17 protein-coding genes are annotated in these 19,959 nt (G+C 39.6%); 11 read left to right on the top strand and 6 right to left on the bottom strand.

Going from position 1 to position 19,959, the window contains the following annotated elements; genetic code table 11:
• Nucleotides 1-11 precede the first annotated feature (11 nt).
• From prfA to LVD16_RS04370, 6 genes are all read left to right on the top strand, one after another.
• The gene (prfA, locus tag LVD16_RS04395) at nucleotides 12-1,079 is read left to right on the top strand and encodes a peptide chain release factor 1 (RefSeq protein ID WP_233772375.1); all 1,068 of its coding nucleotides are present in this window, start codon (nucleotides 12-14) and stop codon (nucleotides 1,077-1,079) included.
• Between the two features lie 12 nt (nucleotides 1,080-1,091).
• Entirely contained in the window at nucleotides 1,092-2,501 is a 1,410-nt protein-coding gene (locus tag LVD16_RS04390; protein ID WP_233772374.1) for a beta-helix domain-containing protein, read from the top strand.
• A gap of 4 nt (nucleotides 2,502-2,505) precedes the next feature.
• Entirely contained in the window at nucleotides 2,506-2,928 is a 423-nt protein-coding gene (locus tag LVD16_RS04385) for a secondary thiamine-phosphate synthase enzyme YjbQ (protein WP_233772373.1), read from the top strand.
• 72 nt (nucleotides 2,929-3,000) lie between these two features.
• Nucleotides 3,001-6,642 (top strand): BamA/TamA family outer membrane protein, encoded by a 3,642-nt coding sequence (locus LVD16_RS04380; RefSeq protein WP_233772372.1) that lies wholly within the window; start codon nucleotides 3,001-3,003, stop codon nucleotides 6,640-6,642.
• A 57-nt stretch (nucleotides 6,643-6,699) separates the two neighbouring features.
• Nucleotides 6,700-8,220, top strand: coding sequence for a 2,3-bisphosphoglycerate-independent phosphoglycerate mutase (gpmI, locus tag LVD16_RS04375; protein ID WP_233772371.1), 1,521 nt, complete (start codon nucleotides 6,700-6,702; stop codon nucleotides 8,218-8,220).
• Nucleotides 8,221-8,790: a hypothetical protein gene (locus LVD16_RS04370; RefSeq protein ID WP_233772370.1), complete on the top strand. Its 570-nt coding sequence runs from the start codon at nucleotides 8,221-8,223 to the stop codon at nucleotides 8,788-8,790. It begins immediately after the preceding gene.
• On the opposite strand, the gene LVD16_RS04365 is transcribed toward LVD16_RS04370, so the two are convergent.
• On the bottom strand, nucleotides 8,791-9,702 hold the full coding sequence (locus LVD16_RS04365) for a universal stress protein (RefSeq protein ID WP_233772369.1): 912 nt from the start codon (nucleotides 9,700-9,702) through the stop codon (nucleotides 8,791-8,793).
• A gap of 151 nt (nucleotides 9,703-9,853) precedes the next feature.
• On the opposite strand from LVD16_RS04365, the gene LVD16_RS04360 reads away from it, so the two are divergent.
• The 3 genes from LVD16_RS04360 (at nucleotide 9,854) to LVD16_RS04350 (ending at nucleotide 13,206) form a co-directional block, all read left to right on the top strand.
• On the top strand, nucleotides 9,854-11,674 hold the full coding sequence (locus LVD16_RS04360; RefSeq protein WP_233772368.1) for an ABC transporter ATP-binding protein: 1,821 nt from the start codon (nucleotides 9,854-9,856) through the stop codon (nucleotides 11,672-11,674).
• A 9-nt stretch (nucleotides 11,675-11,683) separates the two neighbouring features.
• Entirely contained in the window at nucleotides 11,684-12,094 is a 411-nt protein-coding gene (locus LVD16_RS04355) for a Fur family transcriptional regulator (RefSeq protein WP_233772367.1), read from the top strand.
• Between the two features lie 149 nt (nucleotides 12,095-12,243).
• Nucleotides 12,244-13,206 carry a TerC family protein gene (locus LVD16_RS04350; RefSeq protein WP_233772366.1) on the top strand — a complete coding sequence of 321 codons (963 nt, stop codon included), beginning with the start codon at nucleotides 12,244-12,246 and terminating at the stop codon, nucleotides 13,204-13,206.
• Here the strand turns inward: LVD16_RS04350 and LVD16_RS04345 are convergent.
• Genes LVD16_RS04345 through LVD16_RS04335 form a run of 3 tightly spaced genes read right to left on the bottom strand, consistent with a single transcriptional unit; the run spans nucleotide 13,203 to nucleotide 16,127 of the window.
• Nucleotides 13,203-14,468 (bottom strand): hypothetical protein, encoded by a 1,266-nt coding sequence (locus LVD16_RS04345; protein WP_233772365.1) that lies wholly within the window; start codon nucleotides 14,466-14,468, stop codon nucleotides 13,203-13,205. The genes LVD16_RS04350 and LVD16_RS04345 overlap by 4 nt on opposite strands.
• 29 nt (nucleotides 14,469-14,497) lie before the next feature.
• On the bottom strand, nucleotides 14,498-15,412 hold the full coding sequence (locus tag LVD16_RS04340; protein ID WP_233772364.1) for an aminotransferase class IV: 915 nt from the start codon (nucleotides 15,410-15,412) through the stop codon (nucleotides 14,498-14,500).
• A gap of 1 nt (nucleotide 15,413) precedes the next feature.
• A complete protein-coding gene (locus tag LVD16_RS04335) occupies nucleotides 15,414-16,127 on the bottom strand; it encodes a sulfotransferase-like domain-containing protein (RefSeq protein WP_233772363.1) in 714 nt (237 codons plus the stop codon).
• A 58-nt stretch (nucleotides 16,128-16,185) separates the two neighbouring features.
• Here LVD16_RS04335 and LVD16_RS04330 point away from each other — a divergent pair, with 58 nt between their 5' ends.
• Complete coding sequence (locus LVD16_RS04330; RefSeq protein WP_233772362.1) at nucleotides 16,186-17,208, top strand: potassium channel family protein; 1,023 nt, start codon at nucleotides 16,186-16,188, stop codon at nucleotides 17,206-17,208.
• Nucleotides 17,209-17,218: 10 nt separating this feature from the next.
• Entirely contained in the window at nucleotides 17,219-17,602 is a 384-nt protein-coding gene (locus LVD16_RS04325; RefSeq protein ID WP_233772361.1) for an STAS/SEC14 domain-containing protein, read from the top strand.
• Between the two features lie 63 nt (nucleotides 17,603-17,665).
• Here LVD16_RS04325 and LVD16_RS04320 read toward each other — a convergent pair whose 3' ends face one another.
• Both LVD16_RS04320 and LVD16_RS04315 read right to left on the bottom strand, forming a co-directional pair.
• A complete protein-coding gene (locus LVD16_RS04320; protein WP_233772360.1) occupies nucleotides 17,666-19,471 on the bottom strand; it encodes an acyl-CoA dehydrogenase FadE in 1,806 nt (601 codons plus the stop codon).
• A 63-nt stretch (nucleotides 19,472-19,534) separates the two neighbouring features.
• The gene (locus LVD16_RS04315) at nucleotides 19,535-19,888 is read right to left on the bottom strand and encodes a four helix bundle protein (protein WP_233772359.1); all 354 of its coding nucleotides are present in this window, start codon (nucleotides 19,886-19,888) and stop codon (nucleotides 19,535-19,537) included.
• Nucleotides 19,889-19,959 lie beyond the last annotated feature (71 nt).

Below are 19,959 nucleotides of genomic sequence, written 5' to 3'. Positions count from 1 at the left end.
ACATAATCCTTATGATTGAAAAGCTAGAAGAGATAAAAGATAGATTTGACGAAGTGGCCCAGCTTATTGTGCAGCCAGACGCCATGTCTGACATGAAGAAATATTCTCAGCTGAGCAAAGAATATAAAGATCTCGATAAGATAGTTAAAAAATACGAAGTCTATAAAGACGTATTATCTAATATATCCAACGCGAAAGAAGTCATCAAAAATGAAAAAGATGAAGAATTTCGTGATATGGCTAAAATGGAGCTTGACGAGCTAGAGCCACAAAAAGAAGCATTAGAGGACGAACTGAAGCAGATGCTCATTCCTAAAGATCCTAATGATGATAAAGAAGCTATCCTAGAGATTAGAGCTGGTACAGGTGGTGATGAAGCGGCCATTTTCGCTGGTGATTTGTTCAGAATGTATCAGAGATTCTGTGAGAAAAGAGGCCTTAATCTTACTGTGCTGGATCTTACCGAAGGCACCAGTGGTGGCTATAAAGAAATAGTAAGTACTGTAAGCGGTGAAAATGCTTTCGGTACGTTAAAGTTTGAATCTGGTGTACACCGGGTGCAAAGAGTACCTCAAACAGAAACTCAAGGCCGCGTACATACTTCAGCAGCTACTGTTGCCGTTTTACCTGAAATGGATGACGTAGAAGTTGAAATAGATATGAACGACGTAAGAAAAGACACCTTCTGTTCTTCAGGCCCTGGTGGTCAGTCAGTAAACACCACTTATTCAGCGGTGAGACTTACCCACATGCCTACCGGAATAGTGGTATCTTGTCAAGACCAGAAATCACAGCTAAAAAACTTTGATAAAGCATTAAAGGTACTTCGTTCAAGAATTTATGAGATAGAGCTGGCCAAACATAATGAGGCCGTAGGTGCTCAGCGTAAATCTATGGTAGGTAGTGGAGACCGTTCTGACAAGATCAGAACCTATAACTACCCTCAAAGTAGGGTTACAGACCACCGTATCAACTACAGTCAGCATAACCTGCCATCAGTGATGGACGGGGAAATTGATGAATTCATAGAACAACTGCAACTTGCAGAAAGCGCCGAAAAAATGAAAGAAGGCGCATAAACGGTAAACCCTTTGAGATATCTAATACCTGTATTGTGCTTATTTATTGCCATTTATGGCTGTAAACCTGAAGAGGAAAAATTCACCTACGATAGTGATACTGCCTTACGCTTTTCTACAGATACCGTGTTTTTTGATACGGTATTCACATCTGTAGGCAGTATCACCCAGAGGTTTAAAGTGTATAATGACAATAAAAACGCTGTAAACATACAAGATATCTCATTATCTAAGGCCTCATCTTCGGCATATACAGTGTATATCAACGGCAGGGCTAATTCAAAATTTACAGATACCAGACTACTTGGTGAAGATAGCCTTTTAGTGCTGGTAGAAGTAATGATAAACCCTGATGATCAGGATCTTCCGTTTATAGTTACTGATGAACTGGTTTTTAATACCAATGATAATATTCAGGATGTAAAGCTAGTTTCCTGGGGTCAGGATGCTAATTTTCTTAGAGATTCTGTGCTTACTTGTGATGCTGTTTGGACGGCAGACAGGCCTTATGTCATTTATAATTCCATATTGGTAGATTCTCTATGCAGTCTTACCATAGAGCCAGGGACAAAAATTTACTCCCATAACACCAGCTACATCTTCGTAAAAGGAAGCATCAAGGCTGAAGGAGAAGCTGACAATCGCATTTCATTTACTAATGACCGTCTGGACTATGAAAATGTACCAGGCCAGTGGGGTGGAATAATATTCCTACCAGGCAGCAAGGATAACAAAATAAGCTATTCGGATATAAGAAATGCCGAAGTAGGCATTTACCTGGGTACACCTGACGATGATAATATTGCTGATCTCGAACTAGATGGTTGTACTATTGAAAATATAGGTGGCGTTGCCGAAATACCAGTTTCCGGAGGTTTGGTTTTGCCTGGATATGGCGTATTGGCAATCACTTCAGATTTAACCATGTACAATACTGTAGTGAATAACTGCGCCATCAATGCTGTGGGTAATTATGCTGGTGGTAATTACATTTATGACCACTGCACCTTTGCCAGCTACTCTTTTGACTTTTTTAGAGAAGATCCGTCGGTGGTTTTTTCAGATAATCTGGTTTTAGGTAATGATCAGCTTTTGGTGAGCGATCTTAGTGTAGACCTTTCTAATACCATCATTTGGGGGAATCTCAGAGAAGAAATATTGCTCAGTAATGGAGGAGACGCCAACTTCACTCTGGCTATGTCTCATAATCTTATCCGCACGAGTAATGAGGATTTAAATGCCAATGATAACATCATTAACGAAGACCCGAAGTTTATGAACCCGGGCTCAAATGACTATCATTTAGACACTCTATCAGTAGCCAAAGATGCGGGTGTAAACTTAGGCTTAACTACTGATCATGATGGTAACACCCGCGATAACAAACCTGACATAGGAGCGTTTGAAAGGATAGAAAATTAGGCCTATGCAGTTTCATCAGACAGAACTAACCTTACCCGCTTTCAACCGTGGCTTCCATTTAATTACAAGCAGAGTAGAGCAGGCGCTCCCGGAGATTGCTGAAATAAGCTCAGGCATGCTTCAGGTATTCATAAAACATACCTCTGCCAGCTTAAGCATTAATGAAAATGCAGATCCCACAGTAAGGCAGGATTTTGAAAGTCATTTTAATAAGATGGTGCCCGAAAATGCCCCATATTATAAGCACACTTTTGAAGGCCCGGATGATATGCCTGCACATATAAAGAGTTCATTACTAGGCGCATCCGTGACTATTCCAATTACCAATGGTGCGCTCAATTTAGGCACCTGGCAAGGTATTTATTTATGCGAGCATAGAGATTATGGTGGCCAAAGAAGGCTTGTAATCAGTGCTTTTGGCAATTAACACTTTCACCCCTTCTCTTTCCAAAAGTATCTCTCATCATAACTAAGGCCTCTTTTACTTGTTAGTCATGTTATGATTAAAAAGATATTGTTGGCAATGGTGGCCGTATTATGCATCTCTGCTATACGGGTTTGCGCTCAGAATTTAGAGCATAGAGTTTATTTATTAGGAAATATAGCAGATGTAGCAAATAAGGAGCAGCTGGCTTCTCAGGTCATCCCTTCTTTTAAAAGCTACAATGGCGTATACACCGTACTAATCAATGGTGACCTTATTCATGAAAAACCTACTCAGGAAAATACCGCTGACCTAAAAGTTTTTCTCACACAACTTAGCCAGGCCGCTACTGGAAAAATCATCATCGTTCCCGGTGACCGTGATTGGGATAACTCAGGTCCTGACGGATGGAAAGCCGTAAAAAAGCTGGAGAAAATAGTGAAGGACTGGGAGCTGGAAAATGTAAAATGGCCCAATGATGACGCCTGCCCCGGCCCGGAAGATATAGAACTCAGTGACAACCTTCTGCTCATTACCATAGACACCCAATGGTGGAACCACCCCTACAGAAAAACGCTACCGGCCGATGCGGACTGCAAAGTGACCACTACCGGTGACTATCTGGAAGAATTCACTGAACTTTTAGATGAAAATGGCAATAAAAATATATTGATAGCAGGCCACCATCCGCTACAATCACAAGGTAACTATGGTGGCAGATATAGCCTAAAAGACTGGCTATGGCCCCTTCCTATCGCCAAAGGTATGGTCACCTCATACAGACAAAATATTGGCAGAAGTGTAGATCTTTCTAATGAAAATTACGAGCCATTTGCTAACACCATGACCAATGTGCTAAAGGACTATAAGTCCATAATTTACACTTCAAGTCATGAAAAAAATCAGGAAATTATTAAGTCTGGAGATAATATCCTTATCAACAGCGGTGGTTTAGGAAAATCCGGCTACCTGGCCAACCAGCCAAGCATCAAATTTGGATCAGAAAAAGAAGGATTTCTAACCATTGATTATTATGACAATGGTGCCGTTTCGTCACATTTCATTGCCTTAGAAGGTGACACCAATGAAAAAATCCAGGTTTTTGCATCCGTTTGTAAGATAGATGAAGACCATACCGCCCTAAATAATACCAGAGTGGTACCATGTGACAATGAAGAGGCCTCAACCGCACCTTCTACTGATACCACCAAATATGTGACCCGAGTGGCTGGCCCGGAATATCGAAGAGACATATTTTATAAGCTTTTCTTTGGCCAACATTATCGTAGCAGCTGGATCACACCAGTGAAGGTGCCATATCTTGATATGGACACTACTTTTGAAGGACTCAAACCTTATGCTGTAGGAGGTGGAAGACAAACTACCTCTTTAAAAATAAATGGAGGAGATGGTAAAGAATATGTTTTTAGATCAGTAAACAAAGATCCGGTTAAAGCCTTACCTTATGAACTAAGAGAAACCGTAGTGAGCAGCGTACTTAAAGACCAGACCACCACCGAACAACCTTATGGTGCCATGGCTGCCAGTGTAATGCTCGATGCTATTGATATTATGCACCCGAGACCTACTTTATACGTGCTGCCCGATAGCCCTGAGTTAGGAATTTACCGACCTGACTATGCTCATTTGCTGGGTATGTTGGAAGAAAAGCCCATCAACCCAGACAAAGTGGAGATAGTGTTTGGTAATGGTGATGATGTAAAGCATTCCCTACAAATGTTCCGAGAATTATATGAGGACAATGATAATCATATTGCCGAACAGGAGTTTGTGAAAGCCCGCGTGTTTGATATTCTGGTTGGCGACTGGGGTAAACATGAAGACAACTGGAAATGGATAGGCTACGAGCAGGACAAAGGAACTTTATACAGACCTGTACCAAGAGATAGAGACCATGTATTCTCCAAATGGGATGGCCTTTTCCCCTGGTTGGCAGACCGCGAGTGGGCCAAGGCCAGTGGTGAAAATTTCGGATATAAAATAAAAGGCCTTCGAAGCCTGATGTGGCAAGCCCGCCATATGGATCGCCCGCTCACCAATGAAGCCACAAAAGAAGACTGGATCAACGCCGCTAAAGAAATACAAGCTAAGATTACCGATGAAGTGATTAGCGAAGCGGTACACAACATGCCCGAAGAGATATATAATCCTGACGGCATGGAGATAGAAAACAAGTTGAAAGCCCGAAAAAAAGACCTTCAAAAATATGCGGAAGAGTATTATCTAATGTTGGCTAAACTAGTGGACATAGTAGGTACAGAAAAAGATGAGTACTTCGAAGCGATTAGAAATAATGATGGTTCCGTAGAGGTGAATGTGTATAAACAAAAGGATGATCAAAAAGAAAAGCAGTTATACCACCGTATTTTTTACCCTTCGGAAACCAAAGAAATAAGGCTTTTTGGCCTTGATGATCATGATATCTTCAAGATAAGTGGTAAAAGCACCAAAAACTCAATCCTAATAAGAATAATACCCGGCCCGGGAGGCGACTCCATCGAAGATTCTTCTCAAGCGCCTGGAAAACAGTTGATTGTATATGACAGGGACGAAGATCACACCTATGAACTTGGCAGCGATGGAAAGCGGGCGAAAACAAAAGATTTAGATGCTTACAATTATGAGCGCACCGCATTTGTTTATCCTACCTATTTCCCTCTTGCTTATATTTCTTACAATGCTGATAATGGCATGTCACTGAACGCAGGAGTAAAATTTACCAATCAAAAATATGGAAAACCTGATTTCAGTAGCACTCATTTCATCAGTGCCTCTGCCACCACAATAGGTAATTTTGAACTTAAATATGAAGCTCGCTGGAGGTATACCTTCGGGAAATGGGATACTTATTTCAATGCTCACATGGGCGTTCCACACCGATTAAATTTCTATTTCGGCCAAGGGAATGACACCGAAAAGACTGATGATTTGATGGATGCGGATTTTTATGATGTGCAATACAATACTTACAGCGGCAATGTTGGAATTATCAGAAACTTCCTAAAATTCAGCACCTTAAAGCTTGGTGCAGGTTATGAGCACAACAGCGACCAATTAAAAAACAATAATCTTTTCCAGCAAGATGCCTCCGAAAACCTTAGGCCAGGAGATGAATCTCAAAGTTTCTTCACGTCTAATGCCATGTTAGATCTGGATTTTAGAGACAGGCCTAACCTTTCATTACGCGGTATGCGCTTTTTCCTGAATTACCAGAATGGCATATATCTGGACAATCCTTCGTATGATAATTTTGGAATTGCGAACTCCTCTTTGGAGCAGTTTATTTCTAATTACTGGCAAAATCCGATTACTCTGGGTCTAAAGGTGGGTGGCTCTACGTCATTCGGTGATGTTCCTTTTTATAACCTCAAATACCTGGGGCAAAATAATGACTTACGAGGCTTCAGAAAAAACAGGTTTACCGGAGAGTCTACCGCCTTTATTAATAGTGAACTCCGAGTGCAGCTTTTTGAAAGAAACACCAAGGTATTGCCAATAAAAGTAGGCCTGAGAGGCTTTGTAGACAGCGGCCGTGTGTTTGATAGTCAGGACCTTACAGATCAGTGGCATACTGGCTACGGAGCGGGATTTTACCTGGTACCTTTAGAGGAAAAATTCACGCTAAATGTGTCCGTTGGGTTCTCAGAAGAGGAATCTGGACTTATATTATTTAGCCTGGGCAATGTTTTTAACTAAGGCTTTGAATACCAAACCAAAATTGCCGTTTTTTGCAGCAGCAAACCCTTAAAAACTATGAGTAAGAAAGTTTTATTAATGATCCTAGACGGCTGGGGATTAGGTACTAACCCTGATGTTTCAGCAATACAAGCAGCGAATACACCCTTTGTAGACAGCTGTTTTGAAAAGTTTTCACACAGCAAACTAGAAGCTTCAGGATTAGCCGTTGGTCTTCCTGAAGGTCAGATGGGTAACTCTGAAGTAGGCCACATGAACATAGGTGCTGGTAGAGTAGTATATCAGGATTTAGTTAAGATCAATAAAGCTTTCGAAGAACATACTATTGATGACAATCCTGTGCTTAATGAAGCCTTTGACTATGCTAAAAGCAATGGAAAGAAGATTCATTTTATCGGATTAGTATCTGATGGTGGTGTGCATTCTCACATCAAACATCTTCAAGGACTTTGTTCTTTGGCTAAAGATAAGGCTTTAGATAATGTATTCATCCATGCTTTTACTGATGGTCGTGATACCGATCCAAAAGGTGGCGAGAAATACCTTCAAGACCTTATATCACATACAGAAAAAACTGCGGGTACAGTGGCTTCTATTGTAGGAAGATACTATGCCATGGATAGAGATAACCGTTGGGAAAGAGTAAAGCTTGCTTATGACTTAATGGTGAAAGGAGAGGGAAATGAGGCTACAGACCTGATTGCTGCGGTTAAAGAATCATATGCAAATGATGTTACTGATGAGTTCATCAAGCCTATAGTTCATGTAGGGGCTGATGGTAAGCCAGTGGCTGTAATTGAAGAAGGTGATGTGGTTATTTGCTTCAACTTCAGAACGGATAGAGGCCGCCAGATCACTCAGGCTTTAACTCAAAAAGATTTCCCTGAGCAAGGACTGAAAAAATTAGATCTTAACTACTTCACCATGACCACTTATGATGAAACATTCAAAGGTGTGAAGGTCTTGTTTGAGAAAGATAACCTTAAAAATACATTAGGCGAAGTATTAGAAAGAGCTGGAAAGAAGCAAATTCGTATCGCTGAAACTGAAAAATATCCGCACGTAACTTTCTTCTTCTCAGGAGGCCGTGAAGATGAGTTTAATGGTGAAAAGAGATTACTTTGTCCATCACCGAAGGTGGCCACTTATGATCTTCAGCCAGAAATGAGTGCCAATGACATTAAGGATAAGATCATCCCTGAGCTACAGTCTAAAGAGCCTGATTTCATTTGCCTTAACTTCGCTAACCCTGATATGGTAGGCCATACAGGTGTATTCGAAGCGGCCGTTAAAGCGTGTGAAACCGTGGATGGTTGTGCAAAAGCAGTGACAGAAGCAGCCTTGGAAAATGGTTATGATATCATCATCATTGCTGACCACGGTAACTCTGACATTATGGTTAACCCTGACGGTACACCAAACACAGCACATACTACTAACCTGGTGCCTTGCATCCTTGCTAGTAATGATTTCAAAGGAACTATAAAAGATGGTAAGTTAGGTGATTTAGCACCAACTATCCTTACTCTAATGGGAGTAGAAATCCCTGCAGAAATGACTGGCGATATTCTAATATAAATGAGATATACAGCATTATTCTTCATCCTTCTTCTGGCAGCATGCACTAAGCCAGAGAAGGATGTTTCTTATTACTATAATATTGATAGTTTACTATCTACTCAAAAAGCACTGCTTTTAAGTAAAGGTGCAGTGATTAAAAAATCTGCTATGCTGTCTGGTGATACGGCTCAGGCCGAAATACATCCGGATAGTGCCTTATGGGATAAAGAGTTTAAAATATTTGATAACATCAATATCAATAAACCAACTCTTCAGGGCATGTATGATGAAAAAGTATATGCTGATAGTAACAGTAACTTACAGGTGAAATCATACACTGCTAACAATGATGATGCTCAAGTAAAATCGTTGAAAATTTACTATCTGAATAATTTAAATAACATCAGAAAGGTAGAGGCTGAATACGTGGAAGACAATCCAATCTATCACTCTCAAAGAAACTTAGAATTTGTTTTTGATGATATTAGGAAAGAGCCCGTGCTGAGAGAGTATGAAATTTACGGAACCCAAAAAATGATATTTAAGGATTCCGTTAATATGCATATAAAGTCTAGTATTTCTTTCTAACTACAATTTAAGGAGAGCCTGTAAGAAACTCAGGTTCTCTTTCTTATCTTTTACCACTAGCAAAGGTATGCCTCGGTCATAATGCACCATTTTATCGGCCACACTTCCTAATAAAATAGAGGCCAATCCCGCTCTTCCTCTGGAGCCAATGATTATTAAATCAGCGTTCTTTTCATCAGCTACTTTCCAGGCCTTTTCTGCAGGATCGTCATCCTCATCTAAAGAAAGAACTATTTCAGCATCATTAATGCTAACTCCTTCTCTATCAAGAAATTCCACCACATCCTCATAAGCATGGCTTTTCATAATTTCAGAAAATTCCTCATAAGTTTTACCGCTAGTGTGGTATCCTGACGGCACCTCATAAGAATTCTGCACTATAAGCTTAGCACCAACAGCCTCTTTCACTTTTACCGCTTCCTGCAGAGCAAGAGAAGAGGTCTTTGAAAAATCAGTAGCCATAAGCACTGTTGATATTTTCGGAGTAGCTGTTTCCGGCACAAATAAGATAGAACAGTGTATAGTTTTAGCCAGCTTACCAGTAAGGGTACCCTTACCTTTTAGTTCTATCTTTCTACCAACCACCAAAAGATCTATCTCTTTAATATCTGCCCATCTAAGAATTTTATCTTCGGCACTACCCTCTTTTATCTCTACGTCATACTCACAACTTCCTGTAAAATACTTCCCAATATTGTCTTCAATGTCCTTTTTTAGAGCTTCATCAGTAGGTGCCATCAAATCTGGATAAGACTCACGTAATTTTTCAGGCAAGTTCAATGACTTGGCTACGTGCATAAAGTAGATCTTTTCTATGCCACAGATTTTTACAAGCTCGGAAGTATATTTAAGCAACACCTCATCCATTTCACTGAGGTCCAGCGCTACAAGTAGTCTTTTATATGAGTACATAATTTGTGAATTAAGTCGTCTTAAAGTTATGTGAAAAATTCGAAATGAGCCGAAATATCACATATTTTGAACGCTTGATTAGTCTATAAAGTTATTAGTGGATAAATTTGCAGCCGCGCAAAAGGTAAATCTTTATCTAATAATACATTGCATGGCTAAAAGAAGAGGAAGAGAGCCCTTAGAAGAAGGAGAAAAGCGAAAGCTGGATAAGAAGAATTTCAAAAAACTCATAAGGGTATTTCGATACGTATCGCCTTACAAACCTACTTTTGTTTTTGGTATGATCTGTCTGCTTTTTAGCAGCACTACCCTTTTAGCTTTCCCCTATTTCGCAGGGAAACTAATTGATGTGGCAGAAGGTAGGCCGTGGGTCATTATTCCAGGAAAAGATTATGTGATTAACTCCATTTTGGAAATCACCTTAATGCTTATCGGTATCCTTTTCGTACAAAGTATTTTCTCTTTTCTCAGAGTTATTCTTTTCGCTCAGGTGAATGAAAGGTCTATGGCAGACCTGAGAAAGCACATGTTTAGCAAAATCTTGGTGCTGCCCCTAAAGTTCTACGATAACAGAAGGATAGGAGAGCTCATCAGCCGTATTACCTCAGACATCTCTTTACTACAGGATACATTTTCAGTAACGCTTGCTGAGCTTTTCAGACAAGGGGCTACACTCATCATAGGCACAGTAGTTATAGCTTTTATAGCTCCTAAGCTTACTCTTTTTATGATATGCACCTTTCCAATTGTGGTGTTGGCAGCTTTATTTTTCGGCAAGTTTATTAGACAGCTTTCCAAATCCACTCAGGATAAACTGGCAGAGACCAATGTAATAGTAGAAGAGACGTTACAATCTATCATTACCGTAAAGGCCTTTACCAACGAGGTTTTTGAAATCCATAGATACACTAAGAAGCTTAAAGAAACTGTAAATATTGCCCTTAAATCTGCCAAGTTTAGAGGCATGTTTATTTCCTTCCTGATATTCGCTCTACTTGGTGCCATAGTTGCCATCATGTGGTATGGAGCCACTTTGGTACAAACAGATGCCATGTCCGTAGGTGAGCTTATGTCTTTCGTTCTTTACACAACCTTCATCGGAGGTTCGTTAGCCGGATTGGGAGAAGTGTTTAGCCAAATACAAAGAGCGATAGGAGCTTCTGAGCGGGTAATTGAAATCATAGATGAGGAAGAAGAAACCAAGAAAGGAATTGAATCTCAAGAAAAGCTTAAGGGAGATATCATTTATGACAATGTGACTTTTGCCTATCCTACCAGAAGTGAGATCAATATTTTGGAAGGCATGAGCCTCCACATTCAAGAAGGTCAAAAAGTGGCTTTAGTTGGGCCGAGTGGTGCTGGTAAATCTACCATCATACAGCTATTGATGAGGTTTTATGACATCCAGGCAGGTAATATCATGGTAGATGGCAAATCAGCCAGCGATTATGACCTTTCTTACTACAGAAGCAACGTAGGAATCGTGCCTCAGGAGGTGATCTTATTTGGAGGATCAATAAAAGAAAATATAGCTTACGCTAAGCCTGGCGCTACCGATGAAGAAATAAGGCAAGCAGCTGAAAAGGCTAATGCTCTGGAGTTTATAGAAAAATTCCCTGAAAAATTCGAAACACTGGTGGGTGATAGAGGTATAAAGTTAAGCGGTGGACAGAGACAGCGAATTGCCATTGCCAGAGCTATATTAAAAGATCCTTCCATGCTCATTCTGGATGAAGCCACCAGCGCTCTGGATGCTGAATCTGAAGTGTTAGTGCAGGAAGCATTAGATAAACTGATGGTGGGAAGAACTACCATTATGATAGCTCACAGACTATCAACTATTAGAAAGGCCGACAATATCTTTGTGATTAAAGATGGAAAAATCGTAGAATCAGGTTCTCATGAGGAACTTTCTGCCTATGATGAAGGTATTTATAGTCACTTACTTAGCCTGCAGTTTCAAATGAATTAACCCTAATCAATGGAAACCAAAAAGATACTGAATGACTATAAGCTGAAATCTACACCTTGCCGATCTGAGGTACTTCAGCTTCTTATTTCTAATGAACATGCTTTGTCTCATTCAGATATCGAAACTAAAATAGATGATTCTCATGACCGTGTTACGGTCTATAGAACCTTAAAATCGTTTTTAAGTAAAGGCATCATCCACAAAGTGCTTGACGATGAAGGCATTACAAAATATGCTCTGTGTCACGAATGTTCGAAGGAAGAACATCACCATGAACACGTACATTTCAAGTGTGAACATTGTGGTCAAACTCAGTGCCTTGATAATGTAAAGATCCCCGATATAGCCTTACCTCAAGGGTTCAAGTCCAAAGAAAAAAATGTTTTGATTCAGGGACTATGTAACCAGTGTAATAACTAAAAAATATTATTATATTACCATTTATCAGTTTAATTATCCAGTTATGTAAGCTTTAGTCTTCAGATTTATTTTGTAGATTTGAGCGATTGTATATATAGTTAAATGGCAAAACTTTCTTTACTTATTATTCCGTGCTCGGAAACAGCATTATGTTAGGGATTTCATTGTTTGACAACACGTATGAACCTGTGCTTTTCGCTGTTTTTGGAGGAATTATCCTAATCTTTCTAGTCATAGATTTAGGAGTATTTAATCGGAAAGCACATAAAATTTCAACCAAATCAGCCCTTTTCCAGTCTATTTTCTGGGTGGTGATTTCTGTATGTTTCGGTTTTCTCATTTATCTGAATGATGGCGGCACAGAAACTTCATTGGCCTATTTTTCGGCCTATCTCACAGAATATGCACTTTCTGTAGATAACATTTTCGTAATACTTCTCATTCTCAGGTACTTTAAGGTAAAGGAAGAATATTATCATAACATATTGTTTTGGGGTATTCTGGGAGCTTTAGTCTTCCGGGCCATTTTCATTTTTGTGGGGGCATACCTCATCGGCCAATTCTACTGGATACTGTACATCTTTGGAGTATTTCTGGTTTATAGCGGTATTAAGATCTTTTTTGAAGGTGAAGAAGACGAAATCGATCCAGGAAAGAACCCAATTCTTAAGTTTGCAAGAAAACACTTAAAGATTACTAAAGGAGACTTCGGTGGCAGGTTTATGGTTAGAAAAGGTGGCAGCCTTTTATTTACACCCCTTTTCTTAGTGATCATTCTAATAGAAACCACTGACTTAATATTTGCTGTGGATTCCATTCCAGCGGCTTTTGCTATTACCCAAAGCGAATTTATTATCTATACCAGTAATATTTTCGCAGTATTAGGCTTAAGGGCGAAATTCTTCCTACTGGCGAACATCATAGATAAGTTCTACCTATTACAGAAAGGGCTGGCATTTATTCTCATCTTCATCGGCGCGAAAATGCTGATAGAATTAGTGGATATACATATTCCAATCGTAGCATCATTTACCGTGATTATAGTAACGCTAGTGGGTTCAATAGTGATGTCTATAGTGCTACCAGAGAAGAATACTGAATCTAGCGATTAAGTACTCTGTAACACGTCTTTCATAATGTCCTTCGGAATGATCCTTAGGAGAATGTTAAACGTTAGAAAATCATTGGGTAGTGCAATCACTCTGAAGCTTGGAATTTCCTTAAGTAAAGCAATAAGCTTATCCTTAATGATCTCCTTTTCCACATCATTGAGCTCTGCAGATACACCTGACTTTATTACTGTGAGTAAGTCAATATCTTCGGTAATGCCTTTGGTAATTCTATTACGATATTTTTCAACCACTCTGGAGATGCGTAGCACATACTCATCACTCACTTCGGCAAACTCTTTTTTATCCTGAAGTGAATCCAATTGATGCCAGTTTTGAAGCACAAAGCCCTCCACGGCAATCATACTATGATCAAAATCATCATCAGAAAAGCCTAATGATTTGTTGAATCCCTGCAGGAATTCTATTTCTATATCATCTACTTTCTTATCTGACCAAATGGTAAGTATAGCCAGCTCCAGGAAAAACTTTCGTATAATCCATGAATCAGTAGGCTCTACAGGAATATCCTGAATACCCAGCCCATGAATAAAATATTCCTGAGCTACGCGCCTCTTCTCCACTGGAAATGCTGAATTTTCAATGAAATGTTGGAAAAGCTTTTGCTCCTCAGTTTCTACTTTTTTGTTAGCATGAGCAGCAGCAGCCATCACCTTAACCGAGGTATAGCTTAAGTCAACTTTCTCCTCACGGAAGAAGTCGGTAAGCACCTGATCCTGAGTAGTATGGCTCCATTGACTAAAGATATAAACATCCAGAAAAAGCTGCGTATGATAGAAAAACTCTGCCCAGAAATTACCAGATGATTTTTTGAAAGCTATATCAATACGCTTCTCAAGAATTTTCTCGGTAAGAGCAAAAGTATCTATTTTCCTTCCGAGCCAGTTAGTGCTGGAAGTAGCTATTTCAGGATATACGCCATTATAAAAGCGATTTACGCTATTCATAACGTCTTCCATCAGCTGCCAGTAATCATCTGCACCACCCTCGCTATAAAGCTCAGCGATGTTTATAAAAGTATCCAAAAGAATAACTTTTACCTTATCAGAGTTGTGCCAGCTAGCCTGATGTTCCTTTTCTACCGTATCTACAGGATATCCGTACATAATACCGGTAGGTTGTATTAAACCATAAAAAGACTGATCAGGATTCTGGCCTCGAACTTGTTCCTTGATGTTATGAAGAAATGATTCTTTTCTAGCTTCCAGAAACCCTCTCAACCATCCTTTTTCCGATGGATTCATACTTTAGTACATTGGTTGAATTTTCAATATTAATACTTAGGAATCACTATTCCATCATCTTTGGTCATTTGCAGGTAAAGTTTTTCAATCTTTTTTGTGAGATCACCCTTTTTCCCTGACCCAATTTGTCTGCCATCTATCTTTAAAACAGGAGTTATCTCCCCCATAGTTCCGGTAACGAATACTTGATCAGCAATATACATTTCGGCTATAGAGATTCTTTTCTCCTTAATAGGAATATTATTCTTATCACAAAGCTTAATAACATTAGACCTGGTAATACCTGGCAGGCAGCTATCAGCAAAAGGAGTTTTCACATTTTCACCATTAATGAAGAAAATGTTGGTGGCATTAGTTTCCGATACAAATCCATCAACATCAAGCATTACGGCATCGGCCACGCCTGCAAGATTGGCTTCTATTTTGGCCAGAATATTATTGATGAGGTTATTATGATGAATTTTTGAATCCACACATTGAGGACTATTTCTGCGGATAGAGGACGTAATCAGGTCTATACCTTCATTATCATATACCGGCTTTTTCCATTCTGCCAGTACGATGAGGGTTGGCCCGTACTGATTAAAATGTGGACTCATCCCTGAAGTCACTTTCTTTCCTCTGGTCAGAGTTAGTCTTATGTGAGCCTCGTCATACATTTTATTGGCGTTCAATGTTTTAAAAACCTCAGCCTTTACCTCCTCTTTGGTTGGTATCTCTGCAAACGCCATTGCTTTGGCGGAAGCCACTAACCTGTCAAGGTGCTCTTCCAGCATAAACACCTTGCCATTGTAGATCCTTAGACCTTCCCACACAGCATCTCCACCTTGTACTACACTATCAAATACTGATACCTTGGCTTCATCTCTAGGGTAAAGTGTGCCGTTTATATTGATTAAAATATCCTTATTTCTTTCGTCAGGTAATTGTACTTCTCTCATCATGTTATTGTAAAGCTCGTTCTAATAGAAATTGATAATAGGGTTCGCACTCCTCCAGCAAGGGTAAGAGTTGATCCGGAAAGGGTTCGGTTTTGGTTTTATAAGGTGAAAATCCTGTAGACTGGTGTACACTATGGTACCATTGCTTTGCCCAAACACCATCTTCAGGTCTGGCCCCCGCTTCCCATCTTAGCATGCCCTCTGTAAATGGAATTTGTAAAGCATCGCATGCCTTACGCAAAATAACGGCAGGATTTAGGAGCAATCTCTTTGAGTCTATAATCTCCGGTTTTTTGCCTTGCGCCTGCATGGTATGGTAGAGATCATACTGCATTTTTAATCCCGTATCTCTTAAGATAGGCTGTGGAATCTGGTTGATCAATGATGGAAGCATTTCCCTGGGGTCACGGATTAGAAATAAATGATCCATTTTAGCCAGCCAGTTGTCATTTAAATGAATCCAATGGTGGGCCATATTTTTCAGAAATATCAGATCAGCACTATGGTCATCATCAAACAGGTCGGTCAATACCTTGTCTCCATCATTTTCCATGACTTGAAGCACCTCATCTCCACCAGGATGCTCTACCGGTGTATTGGCCAGGTAATGAGCATATAAAGGCTCATCTATTACATGGGTATCCGGACGTTGAGCAAAGGAATACATCAAGGCCGTAGACACATTTCTGGGTCCCGACCATAAGGAGAGGATTTTCATTTCCGTAAACTATAAAAATTGGATAGAATTTACAATATCAATATCTTCAACTTTGAATATGAGAAAAGAGATGCCGAGAAGTGTTATTAAGCTTATTTATGCCACCCTATTATTCTTACTCAGCCTAATTATAGGCACAGTGGGCTATATTTATATAGAGGGGTATAATATAATAGACGCTGTTTATATGTCTATAATAACCTTTGCTACGGTAGGTTTTACTGAGGTAAATGCCCTTTCTACCAATGGAAAAATCTTCACGGTATGTTACATCGTTTTAAATCTTGGCATTTTTGCTTATACTGTTTCTGTACTATCTACCTTTTTGTTTGAAGGCGAGTTAGGCAGGGTTTTTAAAAACTATATTTCAGCGAGAGAAGTGAATAAATTGAAAGATCATGTCATTGTTTGTGGTTTTGGTAGAAATGGCGCCATGGCGTGCGAAGAATTGCACAAGGCACAAAAGGACTTTGTAATTATAGAAAGAGATAATGAAGTGATAGACGCCTTTCCTGAAGAAAAAAAATATGCTTTTATCAGTGGTAATGCCACTTTAGATGAAGTGCTCCTGGAAGCAGGCCTGGAACGTGCATCAACAGTGATAACAGCCCTTCCTAGTGATGCCGATAACGTTTTTATCACTCTTACAGCAAAGGAGCTGAACCCGACAATTAATGTGATTGCTAAGGCGGCAGAGACCAATTCTGAAAAGAAACTTTACCGTGCCGGGGCTTCTCATGTAGTAATGCCTGATAGGTTAGGGGGTATTCACATGGCAAACCTTATCACAAAACCCTATGTTATAGAATTTTTAGAGCTACTAAGTGGAGTTGGCGAACAGCATCTGGAGCTGGAAGAGGTGAGTTACGCTCGATTAAAAGATGAATTTCATCATAAAACAATAAGGGAATTAGACATCAGACAGAAAAGTGGTGTCACCATAATTGCTTTTAAAGATGATAAAGAGGGGTTTATATTCAACCCGGCATCAGATAAAAAAATTGAAAAAGGAGATGTGTTGATCATCCTAGGAACGAAACACAACATTTCCAATTTCAAATCGCACTTTATAAACGACTAAACTAACACTCATGGAAATTCGAAACGACGATTATTCTACCATCTCTTATGAGGCAGATCTTAACGCCGTGCACGTGGTATGGAAAAAGATACCAACAGAAGGAATGTATAGAGAAATTTTTACCGGCGCATTAAACGCCATTATTGATAATAAGGCCAATAAATGGATTTCTGATATTAGAAAGCAGGGAGTAGTGGGGCCAAGCAACGCTAAATGGCTCCGAGAAGAAATCCTTCCAAAGGCAATTCAGGCCGGATTAAACAAGATTGCTATTGTAGTAGAAAAAGATGTTTTCAAAAAATTCTACATAGACAATGTAAAAACCATCATGAGTGCCACCGCAGAAATGCAATACTTTGATAGTGAGGACGAAGCGAGAAAGTGGTTAGGGTAATCACAAAAAAATAAGGTGTCTGCAACAGACACCTTACTCTCTTTTAACTATTAATCTGGATCTCTAAAAAGAATACTCATTCTTCGCGATCATTTGATCGGCTATCCTTCTTCGAGCGTCTTTCAAGTTAAATGACTCTAACTTGGTAAATCGTTTTAATCCCATAAGCATCATGCGCTGCTCATCTCCTTCTGCAAAAGCATAGATGGCTTGCTTACCTGCAGAAGCAGCTTTTTCAACAGCCTCATATAAATACACGCGCATCATATCTATTTCAGTCTTTAAGGCTTCCTCTCCTTTTTGGCCCACGAGTTTCTCTACTCTTAGCAGACAAGATTCAGCTACATAACCTTCAATAAGCATATCAGCCATGTTCATCAATATCTCTTGCTCTTCACCTAACTTTTGCATGAACTTCTGTACAGCTGCACCAGCTACCATCAATCCGGCCTTCTTTAGGTTATTTAGTGCTTTTTTCTCTTTAGCAAATAATGTCTCATCATCAGAAGCTCCGAAGTCAGGAATAGACATCAGCTCCTTTTGCACTGCCATAGCTGGCGTCATTAAATCAAGGTGACCTTTCAGTGCTCTTTTCATAAGCATGTCGATACACAACATTCTGTTGATCTCATTGGTACCTTCAAATATTCGGTTGATACGTGCATCACGATAAGCTCTGTCCATAGGACCATCAGCTGAGAAACCCATGCCACCATATATCTGTACACCTTCATCAGTAACAAAATCAAGCACTTCAGAACCGTGTACTTTTAGAATAGCACACTCAATAGCGAATTCCTCTACTGACTTTAACCTTGCTTTTGCAGGATCCATTCCACCTTGCACTAACGAATCATAGGCATCATCAATATTCTGTCCTGCACGGTAATGAGCTGACTCTGAAGCATATACTTTAGTAGCCATCTCTGCCAGTTTGTGCTTAATAGCACCGAAGCTAGAGATAGAAGTACCAAACTGCTTTCTTTCGTTTGCGTAGTTAACAGCATTATCAATTACTCCTTTGCTACCACCAATAGCAGCTGCACCCAGCTTAATTCTACCAATATTTAGAATATTTACAGCGATTTTAAAGCCGTTCTCTCTTTCAGAAAGCATATTCTCTACGGGCACCTTGCAGTCGTTAAAGAAGATCTGACGAGTAGAAGATCCTTTGATACCCATCTTCTTCTCTTCCTCGTTCATTGTGATACCACCAAAGTCTTTCTCCACGATGAAGGCGGAAAGGTTTTTATCGTCATCTATTTTAGCAAAAACGATGTACACATCTGCAAAACCACCATTGGTTATCCACATTTTCTGACCATTGATGATATAGTGTTTACCATCATCAGTAAGTTTCGCTTTGGTTTTACCAGAATTAGCATCAGAACCAGAATCTGGCTCAGTTAAGCAGTAAGCTGCTTTCCATTCACCAGTAGCGAGCTTAGGCAAATATTTAGCCTTCTGCTCTTCATTTCCATAATACAAAATAGGCAATGTGCCGATACCGGTATGAGCAGAAATAGCAACAGCAAATGAATGTCCTGCACCTAAAACTTCAGCTACAAGCATAGAAGTGTTAAAGTCCATACCAAAACCACCATACTGCTCCGGCACTGAAGTACCTAGAAGACCTAGCTCTCCGGCTTTATCTAGCAAAGAAGGCATTAACTCTGGATGCTTCATAGAATCAATCTCATCCAGGCGAGTTAATACTTCCTGCTTCAAGAAATCTTTACAGGTCTGAGCAATCATCTTTTGCTCTTCATTCCATTCTTCAGGAATAAAAACGTCTTTCGCTTCTGTTTCCTTTATTAAAAACTCGCCACCTTTAATAGCAGCATTGGCTTGTTCTGTTGCTGTACTCATAGTAATTTGATTTATAGATTTGAGTAGAGAGTATTGAGACGTCACTTGCTCAAATCGAATGTTTTATTGTTTTAATCTTCTTTGAAAGGTGAAATTCATTTTCTGAACTTCTATAATGTCATTTAGTAATAAGCTCATCTCCTTATTATCACAATAACCCAGCCTTTCGGCTATGATGAGTTGAGTCTGTAATTCATAAGATGAGCCATTAGAAACTCCTAAAAAGTGAGCAAATTCATTGTTAGTATTGCGTCCTGCTCCCTCAGCAATATTTGAGGATACAGACACTGCCGCTCTTCTAATCTGAGAGGTAAGGCCAAATTTTTCATCACTGGGAAACACTGATGAAAGTTTGTAAGCTGAGACCGCCAAATCCATAGATTTATGCCAGATTTTCAATTCATTTAAATTGTGCATAACTGATATATTTTTAGGTTGAACAATAATCTCAAGTCTAATTTCTCACCTCTCAATACTCTTTACTCACT

Source organism: Fulvivirga ligni, from assembly GCF_021389935.1.
GTDB classification, from domain to species: domain Bacteria; phylum Bacteroidota; class Bacteroidia; order Cytophagales; family Cyclobacteriaceae; genus Fulvivirga; species Fulvivirga ligni.
This window is presented reverse-complemented; position numbering and strand designations above follow the sequence as displayed.